We start from the raw sequence: 25,733 nt of genomic DNA, 5'->3' as shown, positions 1-25,733 counted from the left end.
GATTTTCGCCAATAAAATTGTGAACATCGCCAATAAAAAAGAATTTTCGCCAATAAATAATTTTCCCACCGCAAATTTGCTGGAAAAAAATAAAGATTCAACTGATTGTTCCCTCCCATTGCTACGAATAGCGTCCAAATTATTTAAAAATTTCAAACACGAGTGTTACAATCAAGAAAAAGAGGGGGAATGGCGTTTGGAAAAGCTGGAATTAAGAAATATAAAGCTTGAATGGCTGAATGGCGGAGTCACTCATCTGGATGGCGGAGCAATGTTCGGTGTTGTCCCGAAACCGCTTTGGACAAGAAAATATGCTGTGAATGACCATAACCAGATTGAGCTGCGCACGGATCCGATTTTGATCCAGGCCGAGGGGAAGAATTTCCTGATTGAAAGCGGCATCGGGAATGGAAAACTGAATGAGAAGCAGAAGCGGAATTTTGGTGTTCTTGAAGAATCCAGCCTTGAGGCAGAGCTTGAAAGTCGAGGACTAACACCCGAAGATATTGATTATGTTTTGATGACTCACATGCATTTTGACCATGCATGCGGCTTGACGAAGGAGAAGGACGGGGAGCTTACTTCCGTTTTCCCGAATGCGAGGATCATTACATCACAGGTAGAATGGAATGAGATGCAGAACCCGAATATCCGTTCAAAGAGTACATACTGGAAGGAAAACTGGCAGGGAATACAGCAGCAGGTTGAGGCGTTTGATAAGGAGTGGAGTTATGGACCAATCAAGATGGTACACACCGGGGGACACAGTGACGGCCATTCCATCCTGATCATTGAGGACGAAGATGTGACCGTTGTTCATATGGCCGATATCATGCCAACCCATGCGCACCAGAATCCACTGTGGGTTATGGCGTATGACGATTACCCGATGGATTCCATTTTTGCCAAGGAGAAGTGGCTGGAGTACGGGATCAGCAGGAATGCCTGGTTCACTTTTTACCATGATACGGTGTACAGAGCCGTCCAATTCGATCAAGACGGAAAAATCAAGGAAGCACTGGAGCGAAAAAAATAGACCTGCATACGCAGGTCTATCCCTCATTACAATGGATAAGCATCAAGAATCGCTCCAGTGGAAGCATCGGCGATAAATTCATATTGCTCAACCTTTCCGTCTACATTGCGGGAGATCCCGCCTTTGTAAACCTGATATTCAATTGGCGGTTTGGAATATGGCTCTGCCGTCATATTGATCCATGAGCCGCTGATTGGGCCTGATTTTTTGAAAGCGGCCTTTGCCTGGTTCAGTACCCTGTCTGCTGAGACAGTTTCTTTTTGTGATGCAAGTTCCTTTACAGCATAAGCACCTGCGAGTCCGGCACCAACGCCAATGATAAAGGCTTTCCAGTTCATAGTCGGGACCTCCAAGGTTATATATGGAATTTAATGATATCTTCATCATAACAAATCCATCAGTCTGAGCAAAGGAATAATGAATCAGAAAAAAACGAGTATGTCAGGAATAAGACTGGCAAGCATAAAGAATGTTCTGTAAAATGAAGTGTATACATAATGTTTAGCAAATCTAAATTTTTGCGAGAGAAGGAGCAGTTAAATGAACGAGCAAACGTTAAGCCTGTTTAAGACTTTGACAGAATTGCCTGGGGCACCTGGCAATGAACATGCAGTGCGCAAATTCATGCGTGAACAATTGGAACAGTACTCCGACGAACTGATCCAGGATAAATTGGGAAGTGTTTTCGGCGTGAAAAAAGGGGACCCGACTGGTCCTAAAATCATGGTCGCCGGCCATATGGATGAAGTCGGATTCATGGTCACTTCCATTACCAAGAACGGGATGATCCGCTTCCAGACTCTTGGCGGCTGGTGGAGCCAGGTGTTGCTAGCCCAGCGAGTGCAGATCATTACAAATAATGGCCCGGTAACGGGTGTCATTGGATCGATTCCGCCTCATCTTCTGGATGAGTCAAAGCGCAATAAACCAATGGAAATCAAGAATATGCTGATCGATATCGGAGCAGACGATAAGGAAGACGCCATCAAGACCGGCATCAAGCCAGGCCAGCAAATCGTTCCTATTTGTCCGTTCACCCCGATGGCAAACGAAAAGAAGATTCTTGCGAAGGCATGGGATAACCGCTATGGCTGCGGACTTGCGGTTGAATTGTTAAAAGAAACGAAGGATATCCAACTGCCGAATATGCTGTACTCAGGAGCAACCGTTCAGGAAGAAGTTGGTTTAAGAGGTGCACAGACAGCAGCCAACATGATCGACCCGGATCTTTTCTTCGCACTGGACGCCAGCCCGGCTAACGATATGTCAGGCGATAAAAACGAATTTGGCCAACTTGGCAAAGGAACTCTTTTAAGAATTCTTGACCGTTCAATGGTGACACACCGCGGAATGAGAGAGTTCATCCTGGATATGGCTGAAACGCACAATATCCCATATCAGTATTTCGTTTCACAGGGCGGAACAGACGCCGGACGCGTACACACCTCCAACCAGGGAGTTCCGAGTGCGGTCATCGGCATCTGCTCACGTTACATTCATACAGCAGCATCAATGATCCATGTTGACGACTATGCAGCAGCTAAGGAATTGCTCGTCAAGCTGGTCAAAGCTGCCGATAAGACAACCGTGGAAACAATCAAAAAAAATAGCTAAACAATGATGAAAGGGGCAGCCTGAAACTGCTCCTTTTTTATTGAAAGAAAGGTGGATATAACATGCGCGTGGCTGTCGGGTCCAAAAACCCTGCTAAAATCAATGCAGTAAAGGAAGCTTTTAAACATTTACCATATGAAATCGTTTCGGTCGATGCCGAATCAGGGGTAAGTGCACAGCCTATGTCAGACGAGGAAACGATTAAAGGGGCAGTCAACAGGGCGATACAGGCGGCCGATCTTGGCAATGCGGAAATAGGCATAGGGCTTGAGGGCGGAGTTCAGCAGACTCCATACGGGCTGATGCTTTGCAATTGGGGAGCGCTAGCCGTCAGCGGACGGGAACCAATCATTGCAGGTGGAGCCAGGCTGCCGCTGCCAAATGAGGTAGCGAACAAGTTATTGGCAGGAGATGAACTTGGTCCGGTTATGGACGAATATGCAATGAATAAGAACGTCCGTAAAAATGAAGGGGCCGTCGGCATTTTTACAAATGGCCAAATTAACCGCAGCGAAATGTTCCTGCATGTCATGAAACTGCTCGCCGGACAATATGAATATCAAATAGGTCAAGAAAAAAAGACAGACTGAGCTGTCTTTTTTTCTATTTATGCCAGATTTCTCGACAAATTTCTGAAAAATGCTATAAATTCCAACAAAAAGTACTATACAAGCCTTGTCACCCATTAAGCAAGAACGTTATGATAGAAAAGAAGTGGTAAGTCCTTAGTCCTTAGCAAGGGGGAAAAAAGTATGATGAAGTCCAAACTGGCATTTGCGCTTGTTCTCATGGGTGCATTTCTGCTGAGTGCCTGTTCTTCCTCATTTCCGGAACAAAAAGCGGAAATAAAAGAGGAAGTGGCAAATACCTTTAAAGGCGAACCTGAAAAAACAAACAATAGTACTAAAGACATAGATTATTATTTGCCTGCAGGGGTTGAAGTTGAAGAAGAACAGCCAAACAATGTACTGCTTAAGGATGGCTCCAAGACCTACATCCTTTTTTACAATCAGCATGAAAAAGAAGACAGCAAAGTTGTCTACGAATCAACCGTGAAGCAGCAATCAGCATGGGATGCAAACGAAACATTCACAGAAAACGGAAAATTCGGCTATATGCTCGTCAAAAAGCTGAAAGAAGATCATGGCTATCAGCTGATTGTCGGAATAGGCGGAGTCAAACTGACCACCGAAACCGAAAACGTCAAAGAAGATGCAGAAGCAATGATGAAGATCGCCAATTCCGTTACCGTAAAATAACGCCGTCCAATGATGGCGTTTTTCTTTTTGTTCACATGAAGACAGGCTCTTGGTAATACATTTTTGAAGAGGTGATAAAATGCCAAGAGTGAAATATAAGGACAGTGATGTTGCATTAGTGGCAAGGATGATGAGGGCTGAAGCAGAAGGGGAGGGCCCGCTGGGGATGCTCATGGTTGGCAATGTGATCGTTAATCGGCTGAAAGCTAATTGCTTGGACTTTAAGGAACTAAGGTCCATTTATGATGTGATCTTTCACATCCAGGGAGGAAACTATTCATTCGAAGCAGTGCAAAAAGGAAATGTTTTTTATAACCGGGCAAGAAGCGCAGAGAAAAAGCTGGCGAAACAGACACTTGATTATTGGTGGCAGCATCCATCCAAACATGCTCTTTGGTATTTCAATCCCTATGCCCCGTGCCCACCCACCTGGTACAATCAACCGTTTACTGGACAATACAAACAACACTGTTACTACGAACCTATTGCCAATACATGTGAAGGCGCTTATAGATGGTAAGCGTTCGAACTTCATAGAAAAAAATAGTGACCCGCTTCCGGCACAGTTGCCAGGAGCGGGTATTTGCATTCAAAATAAGGGGAGAGCACTTCCAGCCTGTATTACTCGAACATCCCCCAACCTCCATCAAGTCGCCTGCAGGGGACCAAAATCACATTAGTTTCTTTTTTACCGGCGGATGGGTAAAATAAGTGGAGACAATGAGATTTTACCAGGAGGATCAATAGATGAAAAACTTGGAGTCAATGGAACAGTTTGAAGCGTTGAAAAACGATGGTAAACATATATTTTTATTCACGGCGGGCTGGTGCCCGGATTGCCGTGTGATTGAACCGGTCCTTCCGGAAATTGAAAATAAGTATAGTGAGTACGTGTTCGTTTCGGTGGATCGTGATGATTTCATCGACCTCTGCATCCAGCTTGATGTGTTTGGCATTCCAAGCTTTATCGCCTATGACAACGGAAAAGAGCTTGGCCGTTTTGTCAGCAAGAACCGGAAGACGCAGCAGGAAATCGAAAACTTCATCGAAAGCCTGGCCTAATCATTTCCCTCCATCTTTTGAGGTGGAGGGAAATTTCATGTAAAATGGGTTGCAGCAACTCCGGAAGAAATGGAGGATTCATTATGGACAGCAGAAAAATGCGGAAAGAGCTTGAGGAGCGCCTTCAGCATCCTGACCGGACTTTTGCCTATGACCGGGAAAAGGACCAGTTGAGGATTGAAAATAAAAACACTGGACGGGGAATCACGATCGCTCTGCCAGGAATTGTCGCCAAGTGGCAGGATCAGAAGGAGAAGGCGATCGATGAGGTCGTCTATTATGTGTCGGAAGGCCTGAATGCGATGGAAAGCCAGATTGAGCTTTCCGGTAAGGAGAAAAACATTTTTCCTGTCATTCGGTCGACGTCTTTTCCGGCTGAAGCGGAGGAAGGTATACCATTCCTTTATGATGATCACACTGCGGAAACCAGGATTTATTATGCTCTGGACCTTGGCACTACGTACAGGCTGATTGATTCCAGGCTTCTGAAAAAAGAGGGCTGGTCAGAGAAGCAGGTCAGGGAAACGGCGTTATTCAATGTCCGGTCGCTTACGGTCAAACTGAAGGAAGACAGGGTGGCAGGCAATACCTTTTATTTCCTCAATTCGAATGATGGCTATGATGCCAGCAGGATCCTGAACACAAGTTTTCTGAATGAAATGAAGAAAAGGATGAAGGGAAGTATGGCTGTTGCCGTTCCCCATCAGGATGTGCTGATTATCGCGGATGTGGAAAATAATACGGGTTATGACATTTTGGCGCAGATGACCATGAGCTTTTTCGCAAGCGGAAGAGTACCGATTACGGCCCTGAGTTTCCTATACGAAAACGGGGAACTGGAGCCGATATTTATTTTAGGCAAGACGAAAAAAGAATAATGAACATAAGGAAAAGCCCCGGCAGAACGGGCTTTTTTCCTTTTTGTTCATCTGTTGTCAGGTTATGTAAATATATAAGGCGAAAGTTCATTTTTCAAAATGTATTTATCTCGTAAAAAATGCTCATTCTTTCAATTTATCTCGAAAAATATGGATTTACTGTTAAAATAATAAATGAAATGCGAAAGAAAGAGATGATTTAATTGAGTTGGATTAAAAAGATTTTCACGAGGTTCCAAAATGACGATGACTTTGATGATAGCGAACAAGAACAGCCTGTTGCGAAGAGTCCTAAATCAGAACGGGCGCAAAAAAAGGATATAGAAGCCAAAGTTTTATATCAGTATCCGAAAGGGCAATTTCGTTTTCCGCTTATTCCGGATGAAGAGTTGAAAGTTGAACGCAAGAAGGAACGCCAAGTAAAGCCGATGCCTGTTGAAGAAGTAAAACCATTCATTACCGAACATGGTTCATTGCGAATAAAAAATGAACGGCAAACGGGCAGCCATTCTGCTTCAGGCAAGCGAAACGAGCCTATAAAGAATCTTGGCCGCACTATAAGCCCTGAGCCTGAAAAAGAAATCCAGCCCAAAAAGGCTGCTAAACCAGAACCAAAGTTCAAATTTGAACACCGCAAAGATAGCGGCCCGAAGTTCAGGCAGCCATTCAAACCGACTGAAATCCCGTCACCTATCTATGCTTATAACAGGCCGCCTGTTAAAACTCAGCCTGAAATGAATAAGGAAGAGGTTGAGTATGAACTGACAGGCTTTGAAAATGAAGTTCCTGAGGTTCAAGAGAATGATAGAATTTACAATGCCATAGCAACAGAAGCATTGTCAGAAGTAAAAAAATCGGATGCTGATGAGGTGCAGGATTTTTACATAGAAGACGATCTTGCAGAATCACCAGAAACTGAAATATCCGAACTCGATCATGAGGAGCAGTTTGATCTTGAGACGGAAGCTATCGACCATATTCTCAATCTGGAGCCAGGTCAGGATTTAATCATTGCTAAAGAGCATAAAACTGAACCAAAATCCATAGAGTCACCGGAAATGGATCAAGAACCAGGCATTGTTGAAGCTGGACAATACTTAGAGGAACTTAAGGATGCTGAAGCACATGAAGAATCCATTAATTCTTTTGTGACTGATTCTGAAGCAGTAGAGGAATCCATGCCTTCTCTTGAGTCAGATTCTGAAGCAGCAGAAGAATTAGAGGGAATGGTAGATGTCAGAGTGGCAGATGACGAACCTTCGTCTGAACACGAGCATCATGTTCCCCAGCAAGTAAAAGAAACAGAAGATGAATACAATGAGCTGAATATAGAAACGGCAGAAAAGCCTGCAGAGCCGAAAAGGCAGCTTCCTTTCAATGTCATCATGCTGAAGCAGGACAAAAGAAAATGGGAAGAGCGCAAAATGTCAAAATATCCTTCATTCATGTCGGAAAAAGACAGAATAGACGAGGGAGGGCAGGTTGGTGCGATGAATAAGGAAGCCAATCCTGCACAACAGGGGAATGAGGCATTTTCTGACCAAAAGCCGTCTGCTTCAGAAAATCTGTCTCCAGCTAAAGGTATGGCAGAAGAGCAGACTGCTGCAGAGAATACTGCTCCGTCATCAGCACAGCAACAAGCCCCATTAGGTGAAAAGGTTTCAGAGCCGCCAGTACACGCAGCTTCTGCAACTGCCCAGCCAGCAGGCACTGAGATTTCAGCTTCTGCAACTGCCCAACCAGCAGATACTGTGATTGCAGCTTCTCATACGTCAATTCCACATGTGAGCAGCCAGGACGCTCGAGTCAGTGTCAACCCAGCACAGCATGAAGTCCATCCGGCCGCGGAATATGACTTCCCGCCGCTTGACTTGTTGAATCCTCCGGTATTCAAGGCGCCAGATCCAGAATGGCTGGGGGAACAGGAGCATATGCTGAATGAGACCTTGAGGAATTTTAACGTAGGGGCGAGAGTCGTAAATGTAACACAGGGACCATCCGTCACCCGTTTCGAGGTTCAGCCTGAACCAGGGGTCAAGGTCAATAAGATTACCAATCTATCAGATGATATCAAGCTCAGCCTTGCAGCGAAAGATATTCGTATCGAAGCGCCGATTCCCGGAAAGCACACGATCGGGATCGAGGTGCCTAACCATTCAAGCAGGCCGGTCCTGTTGAGCGAGATTATCCAGTCGGGTGGGTTCCTTGACCAGGATTCGCCACTTTCGGTCGCACTGGGGCTGGACATTGCTGGTAATCCAATTGTCACCGATCTAAAAAAAATGCCGCATGGACTGATTGCCGGAGCAACGGGATCAGGGAAGAGTGTCTGCATCAATACGATGCTCGTCAGCCTGCTTTACAAAGCCCATCCGGACGATGTAAAGCTGCTGCTGATCGATCCGAAGATGGTTGAATTGGCTCCGTACAACCAGATTCCGCATCTGGTCAGTCCGGTCATTACTGATGTGAAAGCTGCAACAGCCTCGCTAAAATGGGCTGTGGAGGAAATGGAACGCCGATATGAGCTGTTCGCCCATACAGGCGTCCGTGATATTAACAGATTTAACGAACTGGCGATCAAGCATCGCCGCTTCTCGGAGAAGCTTCCGTTTATTGTGATTGTCATCGACGAGCTTGCTGACCTGATGATGATGGCACCGGGAGATGTAGAAGAAGCCATCTGCCGCATAGCCCAGAAGGCCCGTGCCTGTGGAATCCATTTGATTATCGCCACTCAGCGCCCATCCGTGGATGTCATTACCGGGTTGATTAAGGCGAATGTTCCTACAAGGATTGCCTTCTCTGTTTCTTCACAGGTGGATTCAAGGACCATCATTGATATAAGCGGGGCAGAAAAGCTGCTTGGGCGCGGGGATATGTTATTCCTGGAAAATGGCTCATCAAAGCCTTTCCGACTGCAGGGGACATTCGTAACCGATAATGAAATCGATGATATTGTCGCTTTTGTACGCGATCAGCGTGCTCCGCAATACTTGTTCGAGCAAGAGGAGCTGATGAAGAAGGCACAAGTAACCGAAGATGAGGACGAACTTTTTTATGAAGCATGTGAGTTTGTCATCGACCAGGGCGGTGCTTCTACATCAAGCGTTCAGCGCCGTTTTAAGATTGGATATAATCGGGCTGCACGCCTGATCGAAATGATGGAACAGCAAGGATTCATTTCTGAAGGGCGGGGCAGCAAGCCGCGGGATGTGCTGATCACAGCTGAGGATTTGGAATCCCTCCAGGAAACTAGTACATTCAATTAATAAATGGTATTCTTTACTTGCATGTACGAATAATAAGGATATATAGACCTTGGTTGTTATTGAAGGAGCTTTTTGGATGAAAGAAATTGAATTGAAGATGCAGGGGAAAATCAGCCGTTTGACCAACCATACTTTCAAGTTTGATGAAAGGATCAGGGATGGCTGGTTTTCAGCCGTGTATTTTCTTAAGACACGTGAGCTTGTCAAGAAGTATCACGAAGATAATATAGTTACGATGCAGTTTTTCCAAAAGGATGAAGCCGTACTTTGCGGGACAGATGAAGTCATTGCCCTTGTGAAGACATTCGCCGACAATCCGGAGGAACTGGAGATATACTCACTCAAAGATGGAGATAAAATCGCTCCATTCGAAACGGTCCTGACCATCAAGGGACCTTATCAGAGCTTTGGCTATCTCGAGGGGATCATTGACGGGATCCTGGCAAGAAGGACATCCGTGTCCACAAATGTCTACAATGTCGTCAAGTCCGCGAGTTATTCAGGCCAGCAAAAACCGGTGATCTTCATGGGTGACCGTGACGATCATTACACAACACAGGCTGGGGATGGGTACGCTGCCTATATAGGCGGAGCGACGGCCCAGGCTACGCATGCAATGAACGAGTGGTGGGGGAAACAGGGGATTGGCACGATGCCGCACGCATTGATCCAGCTGTTCAATGGCGATATCGTTGCGGCTACAAAGGCCTATCATGAGACCTTTCCAAATGATGATCTCATTGCCCTCGTAGACTATAATAATGATGCGGTCACAGATTCATTGAAGGTTGCGAGAGCATTCGGCGAAAAGCTGAAGGGCGTCAGGGTAGATACCTCCCGTACGCTGATCGATCAGTATTTCCTGCGCAACCAGCATCTGCTTGGCACTTTTGATCCAAGGGGAGTAAATGCCGAGTTGATTTTCGCTCTTCGAAAAGCGCTGGATGATGAGGGCTTTCACCATGTTAAAATTGTCGTCAGCGGCGGCTTCAATGAAAAACGGATTCTCGAGTTTGAAAAGAATAAAGTGCCTGTCGACATGTATGGTGTCGGCGGCAGCCTTCTGAAATTGCAAATTGGGTTTACTGGTGACAATGTCATGCTGAATGGTAAACACCAGGCGAAGTCAGGAAGGAAATACAGACCGAATCCAAGGCTTGAAAAGGTTGAGTTTTCATAAATGTTTTTGGAAGCATCAAGTTTAGAAACAGAGATAAAAGGGAAAATGTACTTTTATGAATAATGGCGCTTTTTACTGAAACTGTGTTATTTATCATAATGATGGTATAATGATTCAATATATGAAAAACGCGATAGATAGAACCGTTTTGTTTGCACCGGCAGTGATGGACAGGCGAAATGAGCAAAACGGGATATCTGTCATATACTGTGTTACATACAGACGTTGTTGGAGGTTCTTTATATGACTATTTACCATTTTGTAGGTATAAAGGGGTCTGGAATGAGTGCGTTAGCTCAAGTTCTCCATGATATGGATTATCAGGTACAGGGCTCCGATTATGACAAGCACTTTTTTACCCAGGTGGCCCTTGAGAGATCCGGAATAAAGATCCTTCCGTTTAATAAGGAAAATATACAGCCCGGGATGACGATCATCGCCGGCAATGCCTATCCTGATACGCATGAGGAGATTCAGGAGGCAATGAAACTTGGCCTGCCAATTGTCAGGTACCACCGTTTCCTTGGTGATTTCATGCAGAATTTCACCAGTGTAGCAATTACAGGGGCCCATGGAAAGACCTCGACGACAGGTTTGCTGGCCCATGTGATGAGAGGAGCCAAGCCAACTTCATTCCTGATTGGCGATGGAACTGGAAAAGGCGACAAGGATGCTCAATACTTCGTTTTCGAAGCATGTGAGTACCGCCGCCATTTCCTTTCGTATTTCCCGGATTATGCGATCATGACGAATATCGATTTTGACCATCCGGATTACTTCGCTAATATTGATGACGTTTTTTCTGCTTTCCAGGAGATGGCATGGCAAGTCAAAAAAGGGATTTTTGCCTGCGGCGATGATGAGCAGCTGCAGAAAATCCAGGCGAAGGTGCCAGTTGTGTTTTACGGATTTGGGGAAGAAAATGATTTCCAGGCCCGTAATATCATCAAGTCGACTGAAGGAACTACTTTCGATGTTTTCGTCCGGAATACGTTCTATGATACATTCTCAATTCCAGCTTACGGCGATCACAATGTACTGAACTCATTGGCTGTCATTGCTTTATGCCATTACGAAAATATTGAGTCCAAGGTCATTCAGGAGCAGCTTGAAACATTCGAAGGCGTTAAAAGGAGATTCTCTGAAAAGAAGGTTGCGGACCAGATCATCATTGATGACTACGCACATCATCCTACAGAAATCAAAGCGACAATCGAAGCGGCGAAGCAAAAGTATCCTGATCGTGAGATTGTCGCAGTATTCCAGCCTCACACTTTCACAAGGACCCAGGCGTTTTTGAATGAATTCGCTGAAACCCTGAATATGGCAGATAAAGTATATCTATGTGAAATATTCGGATCTGCCCGTGAGATTCATGGCAAACTGTCGATTACCGACCTTAAAGAGAAGATCGATGATGCAGAAATCATCACTGAGGAAGATACAGCACGCCTTAAGGAGCATGAAAACGGCGTAATCCTGTTCATGGGCGCTGGGGATATCCAGAAGTTCCAGGAAGCTTATGAAAATCAATTGCAAGTCTAAAAAGGATGCAGCCGAGTGGCTGCATCCTTTTTTTGACTGATAACAAACACTAAAAACCCGCTTATCTTAGTCTTCGTATTTTGTTTGGGGGAAAATCGTGTCGTTGATTTCCGTTCCAGGCGCTTCGCTTTCCGCGGGACTGGCGGTGAGCCTCCTCACCGTCGTTGGCGCCTGCGGGGTCTCACCTGTCCAGCTGGATCCCGCCGGAGTCTGCGCACCTTCCACTTCAAACAACAGAGCTTTCTAACTTTAGGAAACTCTGATCATCATATTAAGGGAATGCGGTCAGAACACACCATCCTTTTTGTCATTTTGAATAGTGCTCATTACCCTGGTCAACTTTCTTCTTCGAGCAGCTAAATACTGCCTTGTATGATCTTCAAATTTGGTTCAACTATTATTTCCGGACTGGGTAATCCACCTTGCTTCTCTATTCTCTATTATTTAAGGTTCTCAGGGTTCAACCCTTCTAATTCAGCAATGACGAATCGTCCGTCTTTGCGGATTAAAACGTCATCAAAGTAAATTTCTCCGCCGCCGTATTCTGGGCGCTGGATGTTGACCATATCCCAGTGGATATTGGAGTGGTTGTCATTGAACGCATCGTCATAGCACTGTCCAGGAGTAAAGTGGAAGCTGCCGTCGATTTTTTCATCGAACAGGATGTCCTGCATTGGATGCTGGATGTATGGGTTGACGCCAATTGCGAATTCCCCGATGTAGCGTGCGCCTTCATCTGTGTCAAAGATTTTATTGATACGGTCAGTATCATTGGATGTGGCTTCCACGATTTTTCCATCCTTGAAGGTCAGCTTAACATTTTCGAATGTGAATCCCTGATAAGGTGATGGCGTATTGTATGTGATGACACCGTTTACGGAGTTGCGGACCGGAGCAGTGTAAACTTCACCATCGGGAATATTCAGTTCGCCAGCACATTTTACAGCCGGAATGTCCTTGATGGAGAAGCTTAAGTCGGTTCCAGGTCCGGTGATACGAACCTTGTCTGTACGGTTCATCAGCTCTACCAGGCTGTCCATCGCCTTGCCCATTTTTCCATAGTCAAGGTTGCAGACATCGAAATAGAAATCCTCAAAGGCTTCCGTGCTCATCTTTGCGAGCTGCGCCATAGCTGAATTCGGATAGCGAAGCACTACCCATTTTGTTTTTGGAACGCGAATATCCCTATGTACTTTTTTGCCAACTGTGCCGCCGTGTATTTTCATCTTGTCTGCCGGAACATCAGCGTGTTCATTGATGTTGTCACCGGAACGCAGGCCGATATAAGCATCCATTTTGCTCATCACGTTTGCTTCAAAGTCTGCAATCATATCGAATTGCTCCTGCTGTGCACCCATCAATAGGGCACGGTCCACCTGATGGTCCTTCAATGAAACAAATGGGTAGCCGCCAGCTGCATATGCTTCTTTTACAAGGGCCGTCACAAGCTCGCGCTGTAGCCCGAAATTTTCAATAAGGACTTTCTCGCCTTTTTGAAGCTTAACCGAATAATTAATCAGGTTTTTCGCGAGTGTTTGAATACGTGGATCTTTCAATCTGAATCACTCCTAAAATTTAAAATAAAGCACATAACCATATTGTAACCGAAACGTGAGTTTTTGTACTTTTTTTCGGTTTAGAGAGCTACTTAAAACAATTGATTTTATCGCTGGATTTTCCGCGATAAGAAAGATATTCTTATTCAGGAAGGAAAAGGGATTGTCCATATTGAAATACTTATTGGACAAGATGGTTTACGTCGTATTATGCGGGGTAAAATGTACATATGCTAACGGAGGTGTTTAAACAGTGGAAATTATTTTGTATTTAAGTGTTGCTGTTATAGCAATCGCATTCTTAGTTTTGGTAGTCTCGCTTTCCAAGACACTAAAATCCTTACAAACAACTTTAGACAGTGTATCAGGCACGCTTGATGGCCTGGAGAAGCAGTTGGATGGAGTCACTCGTGAAACAACGGAGCTTCTGCACAAGACAAACAATTTGGCCGACGATATTTCCAGAAAATCTGAAAGCTTGAACAGTGTCGTAAATGCTGTTAAGGATGTAGGAAATTCTGTTCAGAGATTCAACCAATCCATCCATAACGTCCAGACGATGGTGGATCTTCAGATTGACAAAAATAAGGACAAGATCAGCCAGGTTGTCCAGTGGAGCAATGTGTTCCTTGAATTAAAGGATAAGTGGCAGTCAAAAAAAACAGCCAGGATTGACCATCAGATGCAAGGTGAAGAGATGGTAGCCAGGCAGCGTGAGCGTGAACGAGTTAGGTATTAAAGAAAGGTGGAGATAAATGATGAACAGAGACCAGAATCAGTATCGTGAACAGAATCAGTATGATGGATACGGAACAACGAGGGAGAGCAGCAGCAATTCCAAGGATTTCGTGACCGGTGCAATCGTCGGCGGACTTGCCGGTGCGCTCGCAGCACTTTTGCTGGCTCCAAAATCCGGGAAAGAGCTGAGAGGCACGCTTAATGAGCAAACGTCTACACTTAAGACCAAAGGGGTTGACCTTGCTTCTGTCGCAAAGGATAAGGCAAGCGGTCTAAAGGAAACTGTTTCCCAGCAGTCTTCCACCATCGTCAACAAAGTGAAAGACATGACAAACAAGAACGGCGAGACTTCACAGGATGCCGGCGGACCTGAAGGAGAGCTTCAAGAGGTGCCAACGTCAATGGCAGAAACGAGCTCCATGGCTCAAACCCATACCGCTACAGGCGAAGAAATCCAAAAGAAGCTTGAAGAAACGCAAAAGGCTTTCGATGAAACAGAAAGCAAACTGAATCAGTAAGTTTGTCATCCAAACGGTGAAGTGGTAAGATTACTTCACCGTTTATTTACGCTTTTTTACAAGGAAAGTTGGCCAGTACCAACGATTCATGCAAAAAAAGTTTTTATTGATGAAGGAGAGAAGATCATGCAAAAAATTGATTCCATCGAGCAGTTTGATCAGCTGGTCGAATCAGGTGAAACGTTCTTCATGCTGAAGCACAGCACTACATGCCCAATCAGTGGGGCAGGGTACGATGAATACGCTAAATTTGAGGCAAACGGAAACGAAAATCTGTATTATCTGACAGTACAGGATTCCCGAGACCTTTCAAACCATATCGCCGAAAAATTCCATGTCAAACATGAATCACCTCAGGCGATCTTATTTGTGAATTCAGATGTTGCATGGCATGCTTCTCATTTTAAAATCACGGCAAAATCTCTTGCTGCTGCAAAAGAAGAAAATGTACAATAAAAAAACATCCCAGGGATGTTTTTTTATTTTTGACTTATTCTATTTTCAAAAACTATCTTCAGCTCATCTCCTGGCTGAAGCAAGGCATCGAACCCAGTCTTTTCTCCATTCTTCATCAATGTGAACCCAACGCTGTCCGAAGGAATGTCCACATGGGCATAATTGAAAATATCCTGGAAGATGAACGATCCAGCCTCTTTCTGCTTCGTTATGAGCAGGTCACCGTTATGGATGATATCTTTAAGATCCAATTTGATGTCCTGGCGGAAAAATTGGATGGTTTCTTTTTCAAGCTGCAATGTCTGGCCGTTGAAAAAGACTGGTAATGTTTCAGCAGCGTTGAGACCAAGTATGTCAATCAAATTGTCCAGTGCAGGCACACGTCCTTTTTCGAAACGTATGTCATCAAGATGTTCATATGGGGCCTTAAGATCTGCCTTGCTGCCATTAACGTAGACCTTCCCGGTAAATTCATTGATCTTGAATTCTGTTCCATCGATGTTAAGATAAAATGGTCTGCTGTCATGCAGCAGTTCTGCTAAATTCAATTCTTTCATCAACTCTTCGAGCGTATGCGGCATCTTAAAAATGATATCGTCCCTATCCTCAACCTCGCGGGCAAGAGCTGCTGGAATGCCATTGCATTCCAATCGGGCACCGACTTCATATCTGGTTCCATTTATGATGACCGTTTTTGTTGGCAGTTCCCCAATCAGTTCTTCCAGGGTAAGCTTAATTCTCTCACCGTCTTCACCTTTGATGACAGTAAGCTCGTCACCGCCGTCCACTTTGTCATCGAAAGTGCATGGAGTACCATTTTTTAATAAAACAGGCGGCTGTCCATGCTTGCCAGGAATGGTGATGTTTTTGCCGTTCAGGCTTACAATCATCGCCAGTCCTGGTCTGCCATACAGCTTGTTCATTTTAATGCCAGCAGCGAGCAGGCAATCACCCACTGTCAATTTATTGACTTCGAATAATCTCACAGGCTGCCCGTTTACATATACAGTATGGTATTGAACAGGGGATTGCTTGGCTGCGATCGCGATCCCGATTGGTGTCACCAATTCAGGTCCTTTATGTATGTGCTCTGCAAAGGTAACAGACGAGATGGCATCAAGGCCGCGGATAGCGACCCTGTTTTCCGTCAGGTTCAGCTTATTGGCAAGCCTTTTGGGCAATTCAGGAGTGAGACTCCCCCCGCCAACAAGCATGACTGCTTTAGGAGATTTTTCATTATTCAGCCTTAGGATTTCTTCCCCAATCGAATCAGCCAGTCGGTCGATTGCCGGGGCAATCCTGTTCACAGCTTCATCCTTGCTTATTTCTGTTTCAAAACCAAGAATATCTGTCACCATGATTGCATCCTTTACGAGCAATTCCCGCTTTGCTTTCTCAGCAAGAGGGAAGTCCAGCAAAAATTCATCGCTCACCGCTTCCGTGATTTCATCCCCGGCGACAGGCACCATCCCGTAGGCAATGACTGTTCCTTCATCAGTCAGGGCGATATCCGAGGTGCCCGCGCCAATATCTACAAGTGCTACGTTCAATCTTCTCATCGAAGCCGGGATCAGGACATTGATGGCAGCGATTGGCTCAAGTGTCAGGGCCTCCATTTCAAGGCCGGCTCTGTCCAGGGCAGACAGCAATGACTCCACGACAACCTTAGGAAGGAAGGTCGCAATGATTTCGACTGAGGCTTCATTCCCTCGCTGGTCGATCAAGCTGCCAATTTCCTCTCCATCAAGCTGGTAATAAAGTACAGAGTATCCGACACAATAATAATGGTGGCTCTTTTCATGTACATTTTCATCCGCCACGGAAGCCTGTGCCAGCTGGACCGCAGTTAATTCCAGATGGAGGATGTCCTGCTTCGAGAACATAGGCTTTCCGGATATATCTACAACTGCTTTCGAACGCTCAGTTTTCAAAGCGCGGCCAGCAGCTGCTACACAGACTTTTTCAAGCGGACCATGAGTGGATTCCAATTCTTCTTTTATCTCTTTAATGATCTCAGATACAGACAGGACATCATGGATTTGGCCATCGAGCATCGACCTTTCCTTATGTTCACGGACAAGAAGATCAATTGCTTCATAGCGTCCATTGGATTCTTCAAGGATTATTCCTACAACGGAACGTGTTCCAATATCAAGAGCAAACAGCTTTTTGTTTGTATGCAAATTCGTGCACCTTCTCATTTTTGGTCTCATACGATGCTTTATCACTTAAAAGCGTTTAATTGTTAAAGAAAATTGCGTGACAATTCATTTCAATTCAGATATAATTACCTTTATCAAATTGTACAGCTTTAGCGCGTAGTAGCATTATCATGTGAAAGAGCAATCAAGTCTCTATAAGAAAAATGTACCACACAATGCTAGTGCTATAAAGAAGATTCAGAAACATCTTTCCATGGCAGGCCGTGGGGACACTTTTCTTGATGATCCCCTAAGGTAGGGCTAAAATGAATTCCGAAAGGACGGGACGGAAAAATGAGCAAAAATCTAGACCAGCTAAGAAATCGAGTAGATGAATTGAATTTACAGCTTTTATCATTAATCAATGAAAGAGCCCTGCTCGTCCAGGAAATTGGCCGCGCAAAAGAAACACAGGGTGTGTACCGTTATGACCCTGTGCGTGAAAGGGAAATGCTTGATTTGATAAAGGAAAACAATGACGGTCCTTTTGAAAGCTCGACGGTCGAACATATTTTTAAGGAAATATTCAAGGCTGGCCTTGAGCTCCAGTCTGATGACCACCGCAAGGCACTTCTTGTCTCTAGGAAGAAAAAGCCTGAGGATACGATCATTGATATTAAGGGCTTAAAAATCGGGGATGGTACACCGGATTTCGTTTTCGGACCTTGTTCTGTAGAGTCATATGAACAGGTTGCGACTGTTGCCGAAGCCGTTAAGGCAAAAGGCTTCAAAATGCTCCGCGGCGGTGCTTTTAAGCCTAGGACTTCTCCTTATGACTTCCAAGGGCTTGGCGTGGAAGGCTTAAAAATCCTGAAAAGAGTTGCTGATGAGTACGACATGGCTGTCATCAGTGAAATCGTGACTCCTGCGGATATAGAAATTGCCGTGGACTACCTGGATGTCATCCAGATCGGTGCCAGGAACATGCAGAACATTGAACTTTTGAAGGCTGCTGGTGCTGTGAACAAACCAATTTTACTGAAGCGCGGACTAGCTGCCACGATTGAAGAATTCATCAACGCAGCTGAATATATTATGGCCCAGGGCAATGGCCAGATCATTCTTTGCGAACGGGGAATTCGTACGTATGAACGCGCAACTAGAAATACACTTGATATTTCGGCTGTACCTATTCTTAAAAAGGAAACACATCTGCCGGTCATGGTGGACGTTACCCATTCAACAGGCAGAAGAGACTTGCTGCTGCCAGCGGCTAAAGCAGCGCTTGCCATCGGTGCAGACGGCGTTATGGCAGAAGTACACCCAGACCCGGCTGTAGCACTGTCAGACAATGCCCAGCAAATGGATCTAAAGCAGTTCGACGAATTTTTGAACGGTCTGAAGTCGACGCCATTCGTAAGAGTATAATTGCAAAACCTTCCTGTTTGTGACAGGAAGGTTTTTTGATGTTTTTGCCAATCACATTTAAGGGTAAGTAATTTTTATAGAACCAGATAAAAATGTCGTAAAAATAAGCACTTCAGATTGCGGGATTGATGAGGATATCGTATCATTAATAACATACTTAAACTTGTACATATAATCACAAACTTAAAAAATGATTATGGATGCAATATTTGCTGTAAACTAAATGAAAATCGCCGTTTATTATTTGAAGGAGTGAAATAGATGAACATCACGATTTATGATGTTGCAAGAGAAGCGAACGTTTCGATGGCAACGGTTTCACGTGTTGTCAATGGTAACCCAAATGTTAAACCAGCCACAAGGAAAAAGGTAATGGAGGTCATTGACCGTCTTGGCTACCGTCCGAACGCCGTTGCACGTGGTCTGGCAAGCAAGAAGACGACTACGGTCGGCGTCATTATCCCGGATATTTCAAGTCCGTTTTTTGCTGAGCTTGCAAGAGGTATTGAAGACATCGCCACGATGTATAAATACAATATTATCTTGAGTAATTCCGATCAAAATATTGAAAAAGAACTTCACCTGCTGAACACCATGCTTGGAAAACAGGTTGACGGTATCGTCTTCATGGGCGGAAATGTCAAAGCAGAGCACGTGGAAGAATTCAAAAAATCCCCGGTACCGATCGTCCTCGCTGGATCGATCGAGGAAACGGGTGAAATTCCGTCTGTCAACATCGATTATCAACAGGCAACATTCGATGCAGTATCTGCTTTCATTGAAAAGGGACATAAGGAAATCGCGTTTGTCATTGGGCCGCATCATGAACCAATCAACAGGGACAAGAAGCTGGAAGGATACAAACGTGCGTTAAGCGATGCCGGCATCGACTATAGGGAAGAACTGGTTGTTGAAGGTGATTATACGTATGACTCAGGCCTTGAAGCAATTGAAAGGATCATTGAGTTGGAAACGAAACCAACCGCCATCCTTGTCGGTTCCGATGAAATGGCACTTGGCGTGGTTCATGGAGCATTCGACCGCGGCTACAATGTGCCGGAGGATTTCGAAGTCATCAGTTCTGACAATACAAGGCTTACGCATATGGTGCGTCCGCAGTTGACAACCATCGTACAGCCTTTATACGATATCGGAGCAGTTGCCATGCGCCTGCTGACGAAGTACATGAATAAAGAGTCAGTGGACGAGAATATTGTCGTCCTTCCGCATCGAATCGAGCACCGAAATTCAACGAAATAAGCTGAGAAGCCCCTCGCAGCACGCTGCAGGGGCTTTATTTATGTTAAAGCTTTTAGTTGACCTGCAATTTCTGAAAAATCGGTTTTGTTTCAATCACACATTTAAAATTTCTATTCTCTTTAACTGAAACCCTGATATTATAAAATGAGATGGTTATTAATTTCCAATACGGATAAGGGGTCTCATGCTATGAAGAAAATCATTATTTTTGTTTCTTTATTATTATTCTTAAGTGGTTGCAGCCAAGCTGAGAAGGAAATGGGTTTCCAAAAAGATGAGACCCTAACAGTCATTATTGGGGATGAGCAGAAGGTGACCCTTAGGATCGAAAACAAAGGAGGATATACGAAAAAAGAGATCGATCACATCACTGCTCAATTTAGAAAAGTGATGAAAAACTTTGAAAAGGAAACAAATATCCTTCATCTTCAAGGGGTGTGGGTAACTCTTTTAAGAAATGATGAAACTACATACAACGAATCCCATAACGAAGAAAACAAGATTACGCTATACGATGCTACTGATGAAACCCAATTTTATTATGTGCTCCTTTTGAATGCTATACTTTCTCCTTACGACTACTCTTTTAGTGGTGAATTTGTGCGTGACGGTCTCGCAAATTATTTCGAGGAAAAATACACTAACTCATTTTATGAAGAATCTCACAGCATTATGAAATTTTGTCTTGAACATGATTGTCAGTACCCTATAGAGGAGTTATTCACTTCCTCAGGTTATGAGCAAAACGTGGTCAATGGAGATGATTATTGGGTTGCTGCTAATCAGATTTCTTCCTTCTCCACCTTCCTTATTGATACCTATGGGATGGATAAATTCGAAGAACTATACAAATCGATCAATATCGAAAGCAATCTGGAAAATATATATGTAAAGAGTGCAGAAGAATTGGAGAACGAATGGATTGCTTTCCTTAAAACTAACTCATTCGATGAATTGTCCGAAGATACTAAGCATATTCTTTCAGTCAGATAAAAATGAAAAGCAGAGAAGGAATATGAATTCCTTTTTCTTTGGGGTGCCTGGTCCATAAATAGACGGACATTCATGCTAACTTTTATAACTATAATAATAAAACCGCTTAACGAATGTTAAGCGATTTTTTATGATCTGATGAATGAAATAATATGTCGGGTTTACCAAGCGCTATAAAATATGGAGGTTTGATACTTATACTGTTTCAGACTTTTTGCTTGTGCGGATTGGGTACAATGCTTTCTCAACGGTTTGGGCATTCTTTTCCGTGATTTCAGGTTTGCGAGGGATAGGCGGATATAAACCATCTGGATCGTCCCATTCTCTCGGTAGTTCAACCGGTGCTTTATCCTTCCATTGATCAATCCAATCCTGCGGCAAGCTGCCATAAGAGTTTGAGTTTTCAATCATTTCAAGCCAGATCAGGGACCAGGCTCTTGGCACTACACGCCAGATATCATAGCCTCCGCCGCCTACTGCAATCCATTTTCCGCCGCAATACTTATGGGCGATTTCATGCGCGAGCTTCGGAATCTCCCTGTAAATTTTCATTGTGGAAGACAGATGGGTCAAAGGGTCAAGATAATGAGCGTCCGCGCCGTTCTGTGTAAGGATGACGTCAGGCTTGAAAAATTCAGCCACCTCTGTCAGTGCTGTCCTGTAGGCATCGAGCCATGACTCATCTTCTGTGAAGGCATCGACCGGAATGTTAAAAGAATATCCATAGCCTTTGCCCTGGCCGCGTTCATTCACATTTCCAGTACCCGGAAAAAGATAGCGTCCAGTTTCATGAATCGATAACGTGCAGACATCCGGATCATCATAGAATGACCATTGCACGCCGTCCCCATGATGGGCATCTGTATCGACATACAACACGCGTGCGTTATACTTTTCCTGCAGGTATTTAATCGCGACAGAGCTGTCATTGTAGATGCAGAACCCTGAGGCTTTTCCCCGGAAGCCGTGGTGCAGGCCGCCGCCAAGGTGCAGTGCATGCTCCGCCTGGCCGTTCATGACTTGATCGACTGCCGTCAGGGTGCCGCCGACGAGCAGCGCGCTTGCTTCATGCATATTTGCGAAAATCGGTGTGTCTTCCGTTCCCAATCCATAGCCTTCTGCGGTATCACCCTTAAGCTTTCCCTGGCCTGCAAGCTTAACAGCGTTTACAAAATTAGGGTCATGGACAAGGTAAAGCTCCTCATCCGTGGCCATACGAGGTGCCACGATGTGCTGATCTTCGATGGCACCTGTCTTACGCAGCAAATCCAACGTAAGCTTCAACCGCATTTGGTTAAAAGGATGGTGGCTGCTGAAACGGTAATTCAGCAGCTCTTCTGAAAAGACAAACACAGAGCGGTCGCTCATGATGAAACCCCCGGAAGATTAGGCCAGAGAACATGGTGGCCTGCTTTCTTCAAATCCTCGATTACCGCAATCGGGTTCATTGTCTGGATCCGGACAACGAGGATCTTATAACGTTCGTCCTTTTGGTCAGGGTATACGAGCACACTCTGGATATTCGCCTTTCGCATGCTGATCACAGACGCGATTTCACAAAGCATTCCCGCCTTGTTCGGTACCTTCACTTCGATTTGCGAACCGGGCTGGTGGGCGCCGGTAAGCTCGACAAGTGTATGGAGCAGGTCCGTTTCGGTGACGATCCCTACCAGCTTCTTATCTTTAATGATTGGCAGGCAGCTGATGTTATGCTCATAAAATATAGCCGAGATTTCCTCGACAAAATCGAGAGGATGTCCTGTGATCACATCTCTTGTCATAATGGACTTAACAGGGTTGTCTAGTTCTCCTTTATGTTCATCCCAGTGAAATATAGATGGAGCGGCGTCCTTGATATCACGGTCGGATACGAGTCCTACGACAGCATGATCTGAATTCACAATAGGGATGTGGCGGATTTTATGGTCAGCCATCAGCTTGATCGCGTCTGCAATCGTATTTTCAGGAAAAAGTGTCGTAACTGTCTTTTTCATAATTTCCTCGACGATCATGGTTCCTTCCTCCTTGATAGATGAGGTCTGTAAAAAAATCTATGCAGGATTAATACATGAAACGATTCATGAATCGCAGCTGGTCGAATTGTTGGATTGATTCGGTTGGTATCCTTTTTCCAATCCGTGCCATCAGGCAGTTTGCTGGATGGGAACTGATTTCAGGGTCATCTGTTGCATACCAGGTCAATCCGCCCGCATTCATCATTTTTTCCATCACTTTGCGGTATTCCCACACATTCAAACCGGTACCTTTTAAATCCCAGTGCCAGTAATATTCAGTCGTAATAATAATATAGTCATCCATTGCATCGTCCATCATCGAGACAATCAACAGATTCTTGCCGACAGACCATCCACGGAATTCAGGGATGACCTCAATCGCGCCCAGTTCTATTAAATCTTCCATACCGCCTTCAGACCATCTTTCCAGCGGGTCTGGATACAGGTAAGTAACATACCCGACGATCATATGACCCAAACGGGCCACGATGATCCGTCCCTCAGGGAGCCCAGCGATTTCGACAAGAGCCTTGTGCTGCTGGGCAGGAGGGCGGAATGCCACCAGGTCCTTATGAAATTCATAGCTTGCTAGTTTTTCTGGAGAAATCGGGCCTTCAATGATCAAACGGCCATGAGGAGTTTTCAATTCTTTTGCGTTATAAGTCTTTTTATGTTCCATTTAGTCACCACCCGTCAACAATTCAAACGATAATTCTATTATACATAAAATCTAACAGATAAAAGCGATTTCACAAAATTTTCTGTATTTAAATATTCATTTTTACTACATGCAAATCTGCATTTTGCAGGTGTATTAGATGTAATAAAATGAGCAGGGGAACACATCTTCTGTTCCCTGGACTAAAAAGCATTATATCAATAAAATTTGAATTTTTATTTCATTAAATATTTTAAAAATTGAGAAAATCGAATTTTTATACTATAATGGATTTTAAATAAAAAAGACAAGGGGGATGGATACATGAAAGTGGAAGCGCTACCAGTAACGCAAGGGGATCACAACCTTAAAAATTATGATGAGCTTCATGGTCAATTCGACTGGAGTGAAGCAGAAAAAGCATTTTCCTGGTATGAAACAGGCAAGGTCAATATGGCCTATGAGGCGATTGACCGCCACGCTGAAGGGTTCAGGAAAAATAAAGTTGCGCTATATTACCAGGATGGTGTACGCAAGGAAAAGTATACATTTAAGGAAATGAAGGAGCTTACGAACAAGGCGGGGAATGTCTTCAAAACGTACGCGGATGTGGAAAAAGGGGACCGTGTATTTATCTTCATGCCTCGATCTCCAGAATTGTATTTTGCTGTTCTCGGAGCGGTCAAGCTAGGTGCGATTGTCGGACCTTTATTCGAAGCATTCATGGAAGGTGCTGTACGTGACAGGCTGCAGGATAGCGGCGCAAAGGTACTGGTTACGACACCTGAACTGCTTGAAAGGGTGCCGGTAAGTGAACTGCCGGACCTTAAGCGTATTCTTCTGGTTGGTGACAATCTTGAAGAGAACGGCCAGTACATAGATTTTAAGCAAAAGCTGTCCGAAGCTAGCAAGAAGCTTGATGTTGAGTGGGTTGACCGCAAGGATGGCCTTATTCTGCATTATACTTCCGGTTCAACTGGCAAGCCAAAAGGCGTTCTCCATGTCCACAATGCGATGATCCAGCATTATCAGACTGCCAAGTGGGTGCTTGACCTGAAGGAAGAGGATGTATACTGGTGCACAGCAGATCCAGGCTGGGTCACTGGAACTTCATACGGCATTTTCGGACCATGGCTTGCAGGAGCGTCAAATGTGATCATTGGCGGACGTTTCAATCCTGAAACATGGTACAAGATGATCGAAGAATATGGAGTGACAGTCTGGTACAGTGCGCCAACGGCATTTAGGATGCTGATGGGAGCAGGGGACGAGGTTGTGAAGAAATTCGACCTCAAATCACTGCGCCATATCCTGAGTGTAGGTGAGCCGCTGAACCCAGAGGTAGTCAGATGGGGAATGAAGGTGTTCCACCTGCGCATCCATGATACATGGTGGATGACTGAAACAGGTGCACAGGTCATCTGTAACTACCCAAGCATGGAAATCAAGCCTGGATCAATGGGCAAGCCGATTCCGGGTGTCAAAGCTGCGATTGTCGATGATCAGGGCAATGAATTGCCTCCATACAGAATGGGCAACTTGGCAATCCAAAAAGGCTGGCCATCCATGATGCATACAATCTGGAACAATCCGCAGAAATATGAATCCTATTTTATGCCTGGTGACTGGTATGTTTCAGGTGACTCAGCTTACATGGATGAGGATGGATACTTCTGGTTCCAGGGAAGGATTGATGATGTCATCATGACTTCCGGAGAGCGCGTAGGACCTTTTGAGGTTGAAAGCAAACTGGTTGAACACCCGGCAGTAGCGGAAGCGGGCGTCATCGGCAAACCGGACCCAGTCCGCGGGGAAATCATCAAGGCTTTCATCGCCCTGCGTGATGGCTATGAGCAATCCGATGAGTTGATCGAGGAAATTCGTCAATTCGTTAAAAAAGGCCTTGCAGCACATGCAGCGCCTCGTGAAATCGAATTCCGCGACAAACTTCCAAAAACGCGAAGCGGTAAAATCATGCGCCGTGTGTTGAAAGCATGGGAACTTGACCTTCCAACTGGCGATTTGTCTACGATGGAAGACTAATAGATCTATCATAAAAAGAGTGCGAAACTTTGTTTCGCACTTTTTTTCATGGATTTGATTATTCAAATAAAACGAGGAAAA

The 25,733-nt window shown here is 44.7% G+C and carries 23 protein-coding genes; 17 read left to right on the top strand and 6 right to left on the bottom strand.

The features are described from left to right. Positions 1–196 precede the first annotated feature (196 nt). Positions 197–1,036 (top strand): YtnP family quorum-quenching lactonase, encoded by an 840-nt coding sequence (locus tag EJA10_RS08295; protein ID WP_125479546.1) that lies wholly within the window; start codon positions 197–199, stop codon positions 1,034–1,036. 26 nt (positions 1,037–1,062) lie between these two features. Here EJA10_RS08295 and EJA10_RS08290 read toward each other — a convergent pair whose 3' ends face one another. Further along, positions 1,063–1,374, bottom strand: a complete 312-nt coding sequence (locus EJA10_RS08290) for a PepSY domain-containing protein (RefSeq protein ID WP_125479545.1) — start codon at positions 1,372–1,374, stop codon at positions 1,063–1,065. 202 nt (positions 1,375–1,576) lie between these two features. Here EJA10_RS08290 and EJA10_RS08285 point away from each other — a divergent pair, with 202 nt between their 5' ends. The 9 genes from EJA10_RS08285 to murC all read left to right on the top strand — a co-directional run bounded on the left by EJA10_RS08285 (position 1,577) and on the right by murC (position 11,846). Then, complete coding sequence (locus tag EJA10_RS08285) at positions 1,577–2,650, top strand: M42 family metallopeptidase (protein ID WP_125479544.1); 1,074 nt, start codon at positions 1,577–1,579, stop codon at positions 2,648–2,650. Positions 2,651–2,712: 62 nt separating this feature from the next. After that, the gene (locus tag EJA10_RS08280) at positions 2,713–3,240 is read left to right on the top strand and encodes a DUF84 family protein (protein ID WP_125479543.1); all 528 of its coding nucleotides are present in this window, start codon (positions 2,713–2,715) and stop codon (positions 3,238–3,240) included. Between the two features lie 162 nt (positions 3,241–3,402). Continuing rightward, a complete protein-coding gene (locus EJA10_RS08275) occupies positions 3,403–3,909 on the top strand; it encodes a hypothetical protein (RefSeq protein WP_246017721.1) in 507 nt (168 codons plus the stop codon). A 79-nt stretch (positions 3,910–3,988) separates the two neighbouring features. After that, positions 3,989–4,429: a cell wall hydrolase gene (locus EJA10_RS08270; protein WP_125479542.1), complete on the top strand. Its 441-nt coding sequence runs from the start codon at positions 3,989–3,991 to the stop codon at positions 4,427–4,429. A 227-nt stretch (positions 4,430–4,656) separates the two neighbouring features. Then, positions 4,657–4,971, top strand: a complete 315-nt coding sequence (locus EJA10_RS08265) for a thioredoxin family protein (RefSeq protein WP_125479541.1) — start codon at positions 4,657–4,659, stop codon at positions 4,969–4,971. 83 nt (positions 4,972–5,054) lie between these two features. Then, on the top strand, positions 5,055–5,849 hold the full coding sequence (locus EJA10_RS08260; RefSeq protein ID WP_125479540.1) for a DUF1444 domain-containing protein: 795 nt from the start codon (positions 5,055–5,057) through the stop codon (positions 5,847–5,849). 203 nt (positions 5,850–6,052) lie between these two features. Next, positions 6,053–9,121: a DNA translocase FtsK gene (locus EJA10_RS08255; RefSeq protein ID WP_125479539.1), complete on the top strand. Its 3,069-nt coding sequence runs from the start codon at positions 6,053–6,055 to the stop codon at positions 9,119–9,121. Between the two features lie 76 nt (positions 9,122–9,197). After that, positions 9,198–10,301, top strand: coding sequence for a nicotinate phosphoribosyltransferase (locus tag EJA10_RS08250; RefSeq protein ID WP_125479538.1), 1,104 nt, complete (start codon positions 9,198–9,200; stop codon positions 10,299–10,301). 243 nt (positions 10,302–10,544) lie between these two features. Further along, positions 10,545–11,846, top strand: coding sequence for a UDP-N-acetylmuramate--L-alanine ligase (murC, locus tag EJA10_RS08245; protein ID WP_125479537.1), 1,302 nt, complete (start codon positions 10,545–10,547; stop codon positions 11,844–11,846). Positions 11,847–12,286: 440 nt separating this feature from the next. On the opposite strand, the gene EJA10_RS08240 is transcribed toward murC, so the two are convergent. Further along, the gene (locus EJA10_RS08240; protein ID WP_125479536.1) at positions 12,287–13,402 is read right to left on the bottom strand and encodes an aminopeptidase; all 1,116 of its coding nucleotides are present in this window, start codon (positions 13,400–13,402) and stop codon (positions 12,287–12,289) included. A 253-nt stretch (positions 13,403–13,655) separates the two neighbouring features. Between EJA10_RS08240 and EJA10_RS08235 the strand changes: the two genes are divergently transcribed. The 3 genes from EJA10_RS08235 to ytxJ all read left to right on the top strand — a co-directional run bounded on the left by EJA10_RS08235 (position 13,656) and on the right by ytxJ (position 15,114). Then, the gene (locus EJA10_RS08235) at positions 13,656–14,141 is read left to right on the top strand and encodes a DUF948 domain-containing protein (protein WP_125479535.1); all 486 of its coding nucleotides are present in this window, start codon (positions 13,656–13,658) and stop codon (positions 14,139–14,141) included. A 16-nt stretch (positions 14,142–14,157) separates the two neighbouring features. Continuing rightward, on the top strand, positions 14,158–14,658 hold the full coding sequence (locus EJA10_RS08230; RefSeq protein WP_246017720.1) for a YtxH domain-containing protein: 501 nt from the start codon (positions 14,158–14,160) through the stop codon (positions 14,656–14,658). 126 nt (positions 14,659–14,784) lie between these two features. Next, on the top strand, positions 14,785–15,114 hold the full coding sequence (gene ytxJ, locus EJA10_RS08225) for a bacillithiol system redox-active protein YtxJ (protein ID WP_125479534.1): 330 nt from the start codon (positions 14,785–14,787) through the stop codon (positions 15,112–15,114). Between the two features lie 23 nt (positions 15,115–15,137). Here ytxJ and EJA10_RS08220 read toward each other — a convergent pair whose 3' ends face one another. Then, the gene (locus tag EJA10_RS08220; protein ID WP_125479533.1) at positions 15,138–17,297 is read right to left on the bottom strand and encodes a cell division protein FtsA; all 2,160 of its coding nucleotides are present in this window, start codon (positions 17,295–17,297) and stop codon (positions 15,138–15,140) included. A gap of 312 nt (positions 17,298–17,609) precedes the next feature. Here EJA10_RS08220 and EJA10_RS08215 point away from each other — a divergent pair, with 312 nt between their 5' ends. From EJA10_RS08215 to EJA10_RS08205, 3 genes are all read left to right on the top strand, one after another. After that, entirely contained in the window at positions 17,610–18,683 is a 1,074-nt protein-coding gene (locus EJA10_RS08215) for a bifunctional 3-deoxy-7-phosphoheptulonate synthase/chorismate mutase (RefSeq protein WP_125479532.1), read from the top strand. Positions 18,684–18,944: 261 nt separating this feature from the next. Continuing rightward, positions 18,945–19,943: a catabolite control protein A gene (gene ccpA, locus EJA10_RS08210; protein ID WP_125479531.1), complete on the top strand. Its 999-nt coding sequence runs from the start codon at positions 18,945–18,947 to the stop codon at positions 19,941–19,943. A gap of 189 nt (positions 19,944–20,132) precedes the next feature. Next, entirely contained in the window at positions 20,133–20,936 is an 804-nt protein-coding gene (locus tag EJA10_RS08205) for a membrane lipoprotein lipid attachment site-containing protein (RefSeq protein WP_125479530.1), read from the top strand. A 195-nt stretch (positions 20,937–21,131) separates the two neighbouring features. On the opposite strand, the gene EJA10_RS08200 is transcribed toward EJA10_RS08205, so the two are convergent. From EJA10_RS08200 to EJA10_RS08190, 3 genes are read right to left on the bottom strand one after another with little or no spacing between them, the layout of a single operon-like run. After that, the gene (locus EJA10_RS08200) at positions 21,132–22,304 is read right to left on the bottom strand and encodes an acetoin utilization protein AcuC (protein ID WP_125479529.1); all 1,173 of its coding nucleotides are present in this window, start codon (positions 22,302–22,304) and stop codon (positions 21,132–21,134) included. Continuing rightward, entirely contained in the window at positions 22,301–22,948 is a 648-nt protein-coding gene (locus EJA10_RS08195) for an acetoin utilization AcuB family protein (RefSeq protein ID WP_125479528.1), read from the bottom strand. The genes EJA10_RS08200 and EJA10_RS08195 overlap by 4 nt, the downstream gene beginning before the upstream one ends. 49 nt (positions 22,949–22,997) lie before the next feature. Beyond that, on the bottom strand, positions 22,998–23,630 hold the full coding sequence (locus tag EJA10_RS08190; protein WP_125479527.1) for an N-acetyltransferase: 633 nt from the start codon (positions 23,628–23,630) through the stop codon (positions 22,998–23,000). A 303-nt stretch (positions 23,631–23,933) separates the two neighbouring features. Here EJA10_RS08190 and acsA point away from each other — a divergent pair, with 303 nt between their 5' ends. Beyond that, positions 23,934–25,652, top strand: a complete 1,719-nt coding sequence (acsA, locus tag EJA10_RS08185) for an acetate--CoA ligase (protein ID WP_125479526.1) — start codon at positions 23,934–23,936, stop codon at positions 25,650–25,652. Positions 25,653–25,733 lie beyond the last annotated feature (81 nt).

This window comes from Mesobacillus subterraneus, from assembly GCF_003937825.1.
GTDB classification, from domain to species: domain Bacteria; phylum Bacillota; class Bacilli; order Bacillales; family Cytobacillaceae; genus Mesobacillus; species Mesobacillus subterraneus.
Note: the sequence above shows the minus strand (reverse complement) of the source record. Positions and strands in the feature narration are given on the sequence as shown.